The 11,303-nt window shown below is 71.8% G+C and carries 10 protein-coding genes; 9 read left to right on the top strand and 1 reads right to left on the bottom strand.

The features are described from left to right. A partial coding sequence (locus FRZ03_RS34725) for an ATP-binding protein (protein WP_398661870.1) occupies positions 1-1,340 on the bottom strand: 1,340 nt, incomplete at its 3' end. Between the two features lie 161 nt (positions 1,341-1,501). Here FRZ03_RS34725 and FRZ03_RS34720 point away from each other — a divergent pair. The 9 genes from FRZ03_RS34720 to aroB all read left to right on the top strand — a co-directional run bounded on the left by FRZ03_RS34720 (position 1,502) and on the right by aroB (position 11,049). Further along, entirely contained in the window at positions 1,502-1,945 is a 444-nt protein-coding gene (locus tag FRZ03_RS34720; RefSeq protein ID WP_146469082.1) for a DUF948 domain-containing protein, read from the top strand. A gap of 7 nt (positions 1,946-1,952) precedes the next feature. After that, the gene (locus tag FRZ03_RS34715; protein WP_146469035.1) at positions 1,953-2,300 is read left to right on the top strand and encodes a hypothetical protein; all 348 of its coding nucleotides are present in this window, start codon (positions 1,953-1,955) and stop codon (positions 2,298-2,300) included. Beyond that, positions 2,300-4,972, top strand: coding sequence for an alanine--tRNA ligase (alaS, locus tag FRZ03_RS34710; RefSeq protein ID WP_146469034.1), 2,673 nt, complete (start codon positions 2,300-2,302; stop codon positions 4,970-4,972). Before FRZ03_RS34715 ends, alaS begins: the two co-directional genes overlap by 1 nt. A gap of 25 nt (positions 4,973-4,997) precedes the next feature. Continuing rightward, the gene (ruvX, locus tag FRZ03_RS34705) at positions 4,998-5,462 is read left to right on the top strand and encodes a Holliday junction resolvase RuvX (protein WP_146469033.1); all 465 of its coding nucleotides are present in this window, start codon (positions 4,998-5,000) and stop codon (positions 5,460-5,462) included. A gap of 122 nt (positions 5,463-5,584) precedes the next feature. Next, positions 5,585-7,279, top strand: a complete 1,695-nt coding sequence (gene mltG, locus FRZ03_RS34700) for an endolytic transglycosylase MltG (RefSeq protein WP_146469032.1) — start codon at positions 5,585-5,587, stop codon at positions 7,277-7,279. Continuing rightward, positions 7,260-8,099 (top strand): shikimate dehydrogenase, encoded by an 840-nt coding sequence (locus FRZ03_RS34695; RefSeq protein WP_146469031.1) that lies wholly within the window; start codon positions 7,260-7,262, stop codon positions 8,097-8,099. The genes mltG and FRZ03_RS34695 overlap by 20 nt, the downstream gene beginning before the upstream one ends. A gap of 165 nt (positions 8,100-8,264) precedes the next feature. Then, positions 8,265-9,449, top strand: coding sequence for a chorismate synthase (gene aroC, locus FRZ03_RS34690; protein WP_146469030.1), 1,185 nt, complete (start codon positions 8,265-8,267; stop codon positions 9,447-9,449). Next, positions 9,446-9,961 carry a shikimate kinase gene (locus tag FRZ03_RS34685; protein ID WP_146469029.1) on the top strand — a complete coding sequence of 172 codons (516 nt, stop codon included), beginning with the start codon at positions 9,446-9,448 and terminating at the stop codon, positions 9,959-9,961. The genes aroC and FRZ03_RS34685 overlap by 4 nt, the downstream gene beginning before the upstream one ends. Beyond that, positions 9,958-11,049: a 3-dehydroquinate synthase gene (aroB, locus tag FRZ03_RS34680; RefSeq protein ID WP_146469028.1), complete on the top strand. Its 1,092-nt coding sequence runs from the start codon at positions 9,958-9,960 to the stop codon at positions 11,047-11,049. Before FRZ03_RS34685 ends, aroB begins: the two co-directional genes overlap by 4 nt. The last annotated feature ends 254 nt before the right edge of the window (positions 11,050-11,303 follow it).

The raw sequence follows: 11,303 nt of genomic DNA, 5'->3' as shown, positions 1-11,303 counted from the left end.
TCGCCCTGGAGCACCGCCACGTAGCCGAGCACCCACAGCGCCTTCAGCCGCGACCGCTCGTAACCCGACTCCAGCGCCACGCTCCGCTCCAGCCAGCGCCGCCCCTCCGCCAGCCGCCCGCAGCCCACCCAGCAGAACCACAGCGACCCCGCCAGGCACTGGCCCAGATGCGCCTGCGCCGGCTCGGTCAGGCAGAACTCCAGCGCGGTGCGCAGATTGGGCAGTTCCACCGCGACCCGCGCGGCCACCTCCCGCTGCCGGGGCGAGAACCACTCCAGCTCGCACCAAGCCGCCAGGCCCAGGTACCAGTCCCGGTGCCGCCGCCGCAGCCGGGCCGTGTCCCCGGCCGCCTCCAGCCAGAGCGCGCCGTAGGCCCCTACGGTGTCCAGCATCCGGTAGCGCGGACCCGCCGGGCCGTCCTCGCGGGCGATCACCGACTGGGCCAGCAGCTCCGACAGCACGTCCAGGACGTCGGCGGCGGCCAGCCCGTCCCCGCTGCACACGTATTCGACCGCCTCCAGGTCGAAGGTCCCCGCGAACACCGAGAGCCGCGCCCACAGCAGCCGCTCGGCGGGCGTGCACAGCTCATGGCTCCAGCCGATCGCCGTGCGCAGCGCCTGGTGCCGGGGCAGGGCGTCCCGGCCGCCGCCGGTCAGCAGCCGGAACCGGTCGCCGAGGCGCTCCAGCAGTTGCGCGGGGGACAGCGCGCGCAGCCGGCCCGCCGCCAGTTCGAGGGCCAGCGGGATGCCGTCCAGCCGCCGGCACAGCTCGCGCACCTCGGGACCGTCGGCCACCGTGACTCCCTGCTCGTGGGCCCGCCGCGTGAACAGCTCCACCGCCTCGTCCGGGCCGAGCGGCGCCAGCGGGAACAGCCGCTCGCCCGCCAGCCCCAGCGGGCGCCGGCCCACCGCGAGCACCCGCAGCCCGGGCAGCCTGCGCAGCAGCTCCGCCACCAGCTCGGCCGTGGCCCCGGCCAGATGCTCGAACCCGTCGAGGACCAGCAGCGGCGGCAGCCCGGCCGGCCGCTCCAGCAGCGCCTCGCGGGGCGACCTGGTGGTGTGGTCGGTCAGGCCCAGCGCCTCCGCCACCGCGTACTCCACGAACTGCGCGTCGCGCACCGGGGCCAGCTCCACCCACCCGTGCGCGCTCTCCTGGTCCGCCACGAGCCGGGCGGCCAGCCGGGACTTGCCCACCCCGCCGGTCCCGGTCACCGTCACCAGCCGGGCCGAGCGCAGCGCCGCGGCCAGTGCGTCCAGCTCCGCCGCCCGCCCGACGAATCTGGTCAGTTCGAGGGGCGGCTCGCCGTCGGCGAAAGGTTCTGGGCACTGAGGACCTCGCATGGGACACGGAGCGTACTGAACCGTGTTCATTCCGTACAATCGCTTCCCGTGACTCCACCGTTCCCGCCGGTAATCCGGTACGGAGCCGCCGCCCCGGCGCGATAGGCTCGGGGCACGACTTTTCCGTTGCTCAGGCACGTTTCAGGGAGCGGGTGCGCACAGTGTCCGGTGGCGAGGTGGCCGGGATCCTGGTGGCCGTCTTCTGGGCGATCCTGGTCTCCTTCCTCGCGGTGGCCCTCGCGAGGCTGGCCCAGACGCTCAAGGCGACCACCAAGCTCGTGGCGGACGTGACCGACCAGGCCGTCCCGCTGCTCGCGGACGCCTCCCAGGCGGTGCGCTCCGCCCAGACCCAGATCGACCGGGTCGACGCGATCGCCTCGGACGTCCAGGAGGTCACCTCGAACGCGTCCGCGCTGTCCACCACCGTCGCCTCCACCTTCGGCGGCCCGCTGGTCAAGGTCGCGGCCTTCGGCTACGGCGTCCGCAGGGCGCTGGGCGGCCGCAAGGAGGACGTGCCCGAGAAGTCGCCCCGGCGTACCGTGATCGTGGGCCGCACGGTCCCTGCCGCACGACGCAAGCGCAACCCCCGCGGGAAGAGGGACTGACCGAGCGATGTTCCGCCGTACGTTCTGGTTCACGACCGGCGTCGCCGCCGGCGTCTGGGCCACCACCAAGGTCAACCGCAAGATCCGGCAGCTGACCCCGGAGAGCCTGGCCGCCACCGCGGCCAACAAGGCCCTGGAGACCGGACAGCGCCTGAAGGACCGCGCGGTCGGCTTCGCGTCCGACGTCCGCGACAACATGGCCCAGCGGGAGGCGGAACTCCAGGAGGCCCTCGGCATCGAGGACGCCCCCGGGCTCCCCGCGCCCCGGCGGCTCGCCGCCATCGAGAACAACCGCAGCAACCCGAAGTACATCGAAGCCCCGATGTACTCGTACAACCGGAATGAGGACCACTGATGGAGTCGGCCGAGATTCGCCGCCGCTGGCTGAGCTTCTTCGAGGAGCGCGGGCACACCGTCGTCCCTTCGGCGTCGCTCATCGCGGACGACCCGACTCTGCTCCTCGTCCCCGCCGGCATGGTGCCCTTCAAGCCCTACTTCCTGGGTGAGGTCAAGCCGCCGTTCGACCGCGCCACCAGCGTCCAGAAGTGCGTGCGCACGCCCGACATCGAAGAGGTCGGCAAGACCACGCGCCACGGCACGTTCTTCCAGATGTGCGGCAACTTCTCCTTCGGCGACTACTTCAAGGAAGGCGCCATCAAGTACGCCTGGGAGCTGCTCACCAGCTCCCTGGACAAGGGTGGTTACGGCCTCGACCCCGAGCGCCTGTGGATCACCGTCTACCAGGACGACGACGAGGCCGAGCAGATCTGGCACGAGGTCGTCGGCGTGCCCAAGGAGCGCATCCAGCGCCTGGGCAAGAAGGACAACTTCTGGTCCATGGGCGTCCCCGGCCCCTGCGGTCCCTGCTCCGAGATCAACTACGACCGCGGCCCCGAGTTCGGCGTCGAGGGCGGCCCGGCCGTCAACGACGAGCGGTACGTGGAGATCTGGAACCTCGTCTTCATGCAGTACGAGCGGGGCGAGGGCACCGGCAAGGACGACTTCGAGATCCTCGGCGACCTGCCCAGCAAGAACATCGACACGGGCCTCGGCCTGGAGCGCCTCGCCATGATTCTGCAGGGCGTGCAGAACATGTACGAGATCGACACCTCCATGGCCGTCATCGACAAGGCCACCGAGCTGACCGGCGTCCGCTACGGCGACTCGCACGACTCGGACGTCTCCCTGCGCGTGGTCACCGACCACATGCGGACCTCCGTCATGCTCATCGGCGACGGCGTCACCCCGGGCAACGAGGGCCGCGGCTACGTGCTGCGCCGCATCATGCGCCGCGCCATCCGCAACATGCGTCTCCTGGGTGCCACCGGTCCGGTCGTCAAGGACCTGATCGACACCGTGATCGGCATGATGGGCCAGCAGTACCCGGAGCTGATCACCGACCGCGAGCGCATCGAGAAGGTCGCCGTCGCCGAGGAGAACGCCTTCCTCAAGACGCTGAAGGCCGGCACCAACATCCTGGACACCGCCGTCACCGAGACCAAGCAGTCCGGCGGCACCGTCCTCTCCGGCGAGAAGGCCTTCCTGCTCCACGACACCTGGGGCTTCCCGATCGACCTCACCCTGGAGATGGCCGCCGAGCAGGGCCTCGCCGTGGACGAGGACGGCTTCCGGCGGCTGATGAAGGAGCAGCGCGAGCGCGCCAAGGCCGACGCCCAGGCCAAGAAGACCGGCCACGCCGACCTCGGTGCCTACCGCGAGATCGCCGACAGCGCCGGCGCCACCGACTTCATCGGCTACGCCGACACCGAGGGCGAGTCCACCGTCGTCGGTCTCCTGGTCGACGGCGTCTCCTCGCCGGCCGCCACCGAGGGCGACGAGGTCGAGGTCGTCCTCGACCGCACCCCGTTCTACGCCGAGGGCGGCGGCCAGATCGGCGACACCGGCCGGATCAAGGTCGACTCCGGTGCCGTGATCGAGATCCGCGACTGCCAGAAGCCGGTGCCGGGCGTCTACGTCCACAAGGGCGTCGTCCAGGTCGGCGAGGTGACCGTCGGGGCCAAGGCCCACGCCTCCATCGACGTGCGCCGCCGCAAGGCCATCGCCCGCGCCCACTCGGCCACCCACCTCACCCACCAGGCCCTGCGCGACGCCCTCGGCCCGACGGCCGCCCAGGCCGGTTCCGAGAACCAGCCCGGCCGCTTCCGTTTCGACTTCGGTTCGCCGTCCGCCGTGCCGACGGCCGTGATGACCGACGTCGAGCAGAAGATCAACGAGGTGCTGGCCCGCGACCTCGACGTGCACGCCGAGGTCATGGGCATCGACGAGGCCAAGAAGCAGGGCGCCATCGCCGAGTTCGGCGAGAAGTACGGCGAGCGGGTCCGCGTGGTGACCATCGGCGACTTCTCCAAGGAGCTGTGCGGCGGCACCCATGTGCACAACACCGCCCAGCTGGGCCTGGTCAAGCTGCTCGGCGAGTCCTCCATCGGCTCGGGTGTGCGCCGTATCGAGGCCCTGGTCGGCGTGGACGCCTACAACTTCCTCGCCCGGGAGCACACGGTCGTCAACCAGCTGACCGAGCTGCTCAAGGGCCGCTCCGAGGAGCTGCCGGAGAAGGTCGCCGCCATGCTCGGCAAGCTGAAGGACGCCGAGAAGGAGATCGAGAAGTTCCGCGCCGAGAAGGTGCTCCAGGCCGCCGCCGGGCTCGCCGAGTCCGCCAAGGACGTGCGGGGCGTCGCCCTGGTCACCGGTCAGGTGCCGGACGGCACCACGCCGGACGACCTGCGCAAGCTGGTGCTGGACGTGCGCGGTCGCATCCAGGGCGGCCGGGCCGCCGTGGTCGCCCTGTTCACGGTCAACAACGGCAAGCCGCTGACCGTCATCGCCACCAACGAGGCCGCCCGCGAGCGCGGTCTGAAGGCCGGTGACCTGGTGCGCACCGCGGCCAAGACCCTCGGTGGCGGCGGTGGCGGCAAGCCGGACGTCGCCCAGGGCGGCGGCCAGAACCCGGCCGCCGTCGGCGAGGCCGCTGAGGCCGTCGAGCGTCTCGTCGCCGAGACCGCCAAGTGATAGCTCAGTAAGGAAACGGTCGGAAATGCGCAGAGGACGTCGGCTTTCGATCGACGTCGGGGACGCCCGGATCGGGGTCGCCTCGTGCGACCCCGACGGGATCCTCGCCACCCCGGTGGAGACGGTCCCCGGCCGGGACGTCCCCGCCGCCCACCGCCGGCTGCGTCAGCTGGTGGCGGAGTACGAGCCGATCGAGGTCGTCGTCGGTCTCCCTCGCTCCCTCAAGGGAGGCGAGGGACCGGCCGCGGTCAAGGTCCGCGCCTTCGCCCAGGAGTTGGCCGAGGGGATCAAGCCGGTGCCGGTGCGCCTGGTGGACGAGCGGATGACGACCGTGACGGCCGGCCAGGGGCTGCGGGCCTCGGGCGTGAAGGCCAAGAAGGGCCGCGCCTTCATCGACCAGGCCGCCGCCGTGATCATCCTCCAGCAGGCCCTGGAATCCGAACGGGTGTCAGGTGAAGCACCCGGTGAGGGCGTCGAAGTGGTCATCTGATCGCGATACGGTAACGTTCCGCGCGATGCGGCGGTGTTCGAACAGTCGCCGCACAGCAAGAGGCGGAGCGGAAGCCGGCCCACCGGCCGCCTGACCGCCGTCCTCGCGGCTCTAGGGGATCGATGACTGAGTATGGCCGGGGCCCAGGCTCCGAACCGTGGCATCCGCAGGACCCGTTGTACGGGGACGGCGGATGGGAAGGGCAGCAGGCGTACGCCGGTCATCAGGCTGCCTACGGCGGCCGGACGCAGCAGCAGTACCCGCAGCAGCCGCAGCACGGTGACTGGCAGCAGATGCCCCAGCCCGGCTACGACGGTCAGCCGTATCCGTACTACGCCGACCAGGGCCAGACCCCGTACGACCCCCAGTACCCCGGCCAGCACCCGCAGCCCGACGGGCACCCCGAGCCCGGCCATCAGGGTGGCTGGGACGCGACCGGCACCCACGGCCAGGTGCCCTACGCCGCCGACCCCGGCGACCCCTACGGGCAGCATCCGGTGGCCTACGGCGCCGAGCAGCCCGACTTCTACGCCGCCGAGGACGCGTACCCGCCGCCGGAGCCGCCCGGCCGCAGGCGCCCCGAGGCCGAACCCGAGCCGGACCCCTCCGTGGACGACGAGGAGGAGCACGCCTTCTTCGCGGGCGGCGGCGATGACGACGAGGACGACGAGCCGCACGAGCGGGTCGGCCGCGCGGAGCGGCGCGCCGGCAAGGGCCGAAAGCCCGTCAAGAGCAAGAAGCGCCGCACCGGCTGCGCCTGCATGGTCGTCGTCCTGGTCTTCGGCGGCGGCCTCGGCGGGGTCGGCTACTACGGCTACAAGTTCTACCAGAACCGTTTCGCTCCGGCCCCGGACTACGCGGGCGACGGCACCGGCGAGACGGTGACCGTCGAGATCCCCAAGGGCGCCGGCGGCTGGGACATCGGGCGGCGCCTCAAGGAGGCCGGAGTCGTCAAGAGCGCCGAGGCCTTCGTGCACGCGCAGGGGACCACACCGGGCGGCGACTCGATCCAGGCCGGCGCCTATCTCCTGAAAAAGGAGATGTCCGCCGCCAGCGCCGTGCGGATGATGCTCGACCCGAAGAGCCAGAACAATGTGATGGTGCGGCCGGGCGAGCGGAACGCCGGTGTCTACCAGGACATCGACAAGAAACTCGAACTGGCCGCCGGAACGACCCAGAAGATCGCCGCGAAGGAATACCGGACCTTCGGTCTGCCGTCCTGGGTCTCGAACGACAGCACCATCAAGGACCCGCTGGAGGGCTTCCTCTTCCCGGGCAGCTACGCGGCCGCCAAGGGCATGAAACCGGACACGGTCCTCAAGCAGATGGTGGCCCAGGCCAAGGAGCGGTACGCCGCCTACGGGCTGGACGCCAAGGCGAGGTCGCTGGGCCTGCACAACGCGTTCGAACTGGTCACGGTCGCGAGCCTGGTCCAGGCGGAGGGCAAGACCCACGACGACTTCCGCAAGATGGCGGAAGTGGTCTACAACCGTCTGAAGCCCACCAACACCGAGACGAACCAGCTGCTCCAGTTCGACTCGACGTACAACTACCTCAAGGGCACCAGCAATATCCACATCTCCGAGAAGGACATCAACAGCAACCAGAGCCCGTACAACACGTACACGCACAAGGGCCTGCCGCCCGGTCCCATCGGAAACCCCGGCGAGGACGCGCTCAAGGCGACGCTGAATCCGACCCACGACGGCTGGATCTATTTCGTGGCGACCGACGGCACGACCAACACCGAATTCGCCAAGACCTACGAAGAATTCCAGCAGCTCAAGGACAAGTTCAATGCCACCTCGGGCAACTGACGCCCGCCGGGCCGCCGTGCTCGGACAGCCCATCGCCCACTCGCTCTCCCCGGTGCTGCACCGGGCGGCCTACGCGGAGCTGGGGCTCACCGGCTGGTCGTACGACGGCTTCGAGGTCGATGAGGCCGCACTGCCCGGCTTCCTCGAGAAGCTGGGGCCCGAGTGGGCGGGGTTGTCGCTGACCATGCCGCTGAAGCGGGCGGTCATCCCGCTGCTCGACGAGATCAGCGAGACGGCCGCCTCGGTGGACGCCGTCAACACGGTCGTGTTCACCGAGGACGGCCGCGTCCGCGGCGACAACACCGACATCCCGGGCATGGTGGCCGCGCTGCGCGAGCACGGCGTCGAGGAGGTGGACTCCGCCGCGATCCTCGGCGCCGGCGCCACCGCCTCCTCCGCGCTCGCCGCCCTGTCCCGGATCTGCACCGGCGAGGTCGTCGCCTATGTGCGCAGCGAGGCCCGGGCCGCCGAGATGCGCGAGTGGGGCCGCCGCCTGGACGTGGACGTGCGTACGGCGGACTGGTCGGACGCGGCGCGGGCGCTGCGCGCCCCGCTGGTGATCGCCACCACCCCCGCGGGCACCACCGACGCCCTCGCCGCCGCCGTGCCCGAACGCCCCGCCACCCTCTTCGACGTGCTCTACGAGCCCTGGCCCACCGAGCTGGCGGCCCGCTGGTCCATGTACGGCGGCGCCGTGGTCGGCGGTCTCGACCTGCTGGTCCACCAGGCCGTCCTCCAGGTCGAGCAGATGACCGGCCGCGCCCCGGCGCCGCTGGAGGCCATGCGCCGGGCCGGGGAACAGGCGCTCGCCGCCCGCTGACCAGGCCGGCCCCCGTCCGCCTGCTGGACCGGGCGCCGGACAGCCGCCCCGGACGTGGGAGGATCGGGGGTGGCGGACCGGCGTCGCGCATCCGGTCACGCCGTCACCGCACGCGAGGACACGCGTACGCAGGGCAGTACCGGGCGCGAACACTGAGGAGCACCGTTGAGCAGGCTGCGTTGGCTGACCGCGGGGGAGTCCCACGGTCCCGCACTTGTCGCGACGCTGGAGGGCCTTCCCGCCGGCGTGCCGATCACCACGGAGATGGTGGCGGACCACTTGGCGCGGCGGCGGCTCGGCTATGGCCGCGGTGCGCGGATGAAGTTCGAGCGCGACGAGGTCACCTTTTTGGGTGGCGTCCGGCACGGGCTGACCCTCGGCTCGCCCGTCGCGATCATGGTGGGCAACACCGAGTGGCCGAAGTGGGAGCAGGTCATGTCGGCCGACCCGGTGGACGCCGAGGTCCTCGACGGGCTCGCCCGCAACGCGCCGCTGACCCGGCCGCGGCCCGGTCACGCCGACCTGGCGGGTATGCAGAAGTACGGCTTCGACGAGGCCCGTCCGATCCTGGAGCGCGCCTCGGCCCGGGAGACCGCGGCCCGGGTGGCGCTCGGCGCGGTCGCCCGCTCCTACCTGAAGGAGACGGCCGGCATCGAGATCGTCTCCCACGTGGTCGAGCTGTGCTCGGTGAAGGCCCCGCGGGGGGTGTACCCGACGCCGGCCGACGTGGAGAGGCTGGACGCGGACCCGCTGCGCTGCCTGGACGCGGACGCGTCCAAGGCGATGGTCGCGGAGGTCGACCAGGCCCACAAGGACGGCGACACCCTCGGCGGTGTGGTCGAGGTGCTGGCCTACGGCGTTCCGGTGGGCCTCGGCTCGCACGTGCACTGGGACCGCAAGCTGGACGCGCGTCTGGCCGGTGCGCTGATGGGCATCCAGGCGATCAAGGGCGTGGAGATCGGCGACGGCTTCGAGCTGGCGCGGGTGCCCGGTTCGAAGGCGCACGACGAGATCGTCGCCACCCCGGAGGGCATCCGGCGCGTCTCCGGCCGTGCGGGCGGCACCGAGGGCGGCCTGTCCACCGGCGAGCTGCTGCGGGTGCGGGCGGCGATGAAGCCGATCGCGACGGTGCCGCGTGCCCTGCGGACCGTGGACGTGGCCACCGGCGAGGCCGCCCAGGCCCACCACCAGCGCTCCGACGTCTCCGCGGTGCCGGCCGCGGGCATCGTGGCCGAGGCCATGGTGGCCCTCGTGCTCGCGGACGCGGTCGCCGAGAAGTTCGGCGGTGACTCGGTGGCCGAGACCCGGCGCAACGTCCGCTCGTACCTCGACAACCTCGCGATCCGATGACCGCCCCGCAGGTCGTCCTGGTCGGCCCGATGGGCGTGGGCAAGTCCACCGTCGGCCGGCTGCTGGCCGAGCGGCTGGGCGGCGGTTACCGGGACACCGACGACGACATCGTGGCCGCCGAGGGCCGGACCATCTCCGAGATCTTCGTGGACGAGGGCGAGGAGTACTTCCGGGCGCTGGAGAAGGCCGCCGTGGCCGCCGCGCTCGCGGGGCACGAGGGCGTCCTCGCGCTCGGCGGCGGCGCGATCCTGGACGCGGACACGCGCGCGCTGCTGACCGGGCAGCGGGTGGTCTACCTCTCCATGGGCGTGGAGGAGGCGGTGCGGCGCACCGGTCTGAACGTGGCCCGCCCGCTGCTCGCGGTCAACCCGCGCAAGCAGTGGCGGGAGCTGATGGAGGCCCGGCGCCATCTGTACGAGGAGGTCGCCACCGCCGTCGTGGAGACGGACGGGCGCACCCCCGAAGAGGTCGCGCAAGCGGCGCTGGACGCACTGGAGTTGAAGAAGGCATGAGCGAGGCAGTCACCCGGATCGAGGTCGCCGGCACCGCGGGCACCGACCCCTACGAGGTGCTGGTGGGCCGGCAACTCCTGGGCGAACTGGGCGGGTTGATCGGCGACAAGGCCAAGCGGGTCGCGGTGATCCACCCCGAGGCGCTGGCCGAGACCGGCGACGCGCTCCGCGCCGACCTGGCCGAGCAGGGCTACGAGGCCATCGCCATCCAGGTGCCCAACGCCGAGGAGGCCAAGACCGCCGAGGTGTCCGCCTACTGCTGGAAGGCGCTCGGCCAGTCCCACTTCACCCGCAGCGACGTCATCGTCGGCGTGGGCGGCGGCGCGACCACGGACCTCGCCGGTTTCGTGGCCGCGACCTGGCTGCGCGGGGTGCGCTGGATCGCCGTACCGACCACCGTGCTCGCCATGGTGGACGCGGCGGTCGGCGGCAAGACCGGCATCAACACCGCCGAGGGCAAGAACCTGGTGGGCGCCTTCCACCCGCCGGCCGGTGTGCTGTGCGACCTGGCGGCGCTGGACTCCCTGCCGGTCAACGACTACGTCTCCGGGCTCGCCGAGATCATCAAGGCCGGCTTCATCGCCGACCCGGCGATCCTCGACCTGATCGAGGCCGACCCCGAGGCCGCCCGCACCCCGGCCGGTCCGCACACGGCCGAGCTAATCGAGCGCTCGATCCGGGTGAAGGCCGAGGTCGTCTCCTCGGACCTGAAGGAGTCCGGCCGCCGGGAGATCCTCAACTACGGCCACACCCTCGGCCACGCCATCGAGAAGAACGAGCGCTACAAGTGGCGGCACGGCGCCGCGGTCGCGGTCGGCATGCACTTCGCCGCCGAACTCGGCCGGCTCGCGGGCCGGCTGGACGACGCGACCGCCGACCGCCACCGCGCGATCCTGGAATCCGTCGGCCTCCCGCTGCACTACCGCTACGACCAGTGGCCCAAGCTGGTGGAGAACATGAAGGTCGACAAGAAGTCCCGCGGCGACCTTCTGCGCTTCATCGTCCTGGACGGCCTCGCCAAGCCGACCGTCCTGGAGGGCCCCGACCCGGCCGTGCTGCTGGCCGCCTACGGAGAAGTGGGCGAGTAGCCCCCGCGCTGCGGGGCGGCCCCTCGCGCGGCCCGCTTCCGGCGGGCCGCGCCGCTTTCCGCGGCCCGCCGGGCACTTCGGACCGCCCCCGCCCGTTTCACCGAACGACGGCCGGGGACGGTACCGTTCGGGAAGGAGCGGGGCCCGCCCCCGCAGCCAACTGCCTGTACGAGACGGAGTGGCAACGGATGCAGCACGCAGTGGGTTCTCCGCTGCCGCCGCCCCACCAGCCGGGGCACCGGCCGCACACCAGC

It is taken from the genome of Streptomyces misionensis, from assembly GCF_007896895.1.
In the GTDB taxonomy this organism is placed as follows: domain Bacteria; phylum Actinomycetota; class Actinomycetes; order Streptomycetales; family Streptomycetaceae; genus Streptomyces; species Streptomyces misionensis_A.
Note: the sequence above shows the minus strand (reverse complement) of the source record. Positions and strands in the feature narration are given on the sequence as shown.

What these genes read in the sequence shown, in the direction of transcription:
- FRZ03_RS34715 (WP_146469035.1), top strand. Translation starts at nt 1,953, where the DNA reads ATGTTCCGCCGTACGTTCTGGTTCACGACCGGCGTCGCCGCCGGCGTC.
- alaS (WP_146469034.1), top strand. Translation starts at nt 2,300, where the DNA reads ATGGAGTCGGCCGAGATTCGCCGCCGCTGGCTGAGCTTCTTCGAGGAG.
- ruvX (WP_146469033.1), top strand. Translation starts at nt 4,998, where the DNA reads ATGCGCAGAGGACGTCGGCTTTCGATCGACGTCGGGGACGCCCGGATC.
- mltG (WP_146469032.1), top strand. Translation starts at nt 5,585, where the DNA reads ATGACTGAGTATGGCCGGGGCCCAGGCTCCGAACCGTGGCATCCGCAG.
- FRZ03_RS34695 (WP_146469031.1), top strand. Translation starts at nt 7,260, where the DNA reads ATGCCACCTCGGGCAACTGACGCCCGCCGGGCCGCCGTGCTCGGACAG.
- FRZ03_RS34685 (WP_146469029.1), top strand. Translation starts at nt 9,446, where the DNA reads ATGACCGCCCCGCAGGTCGTCCTGGTCGGCCCGATGGGCGTGGGCAAG.
- aroB (WP_146469028.1), top strand. Translation starts at nt 9,958, where the DNA reads ATGAGCGAGGCAGTCACCCGGATCGAGGTCGCCGGCACCGCGGGCACC.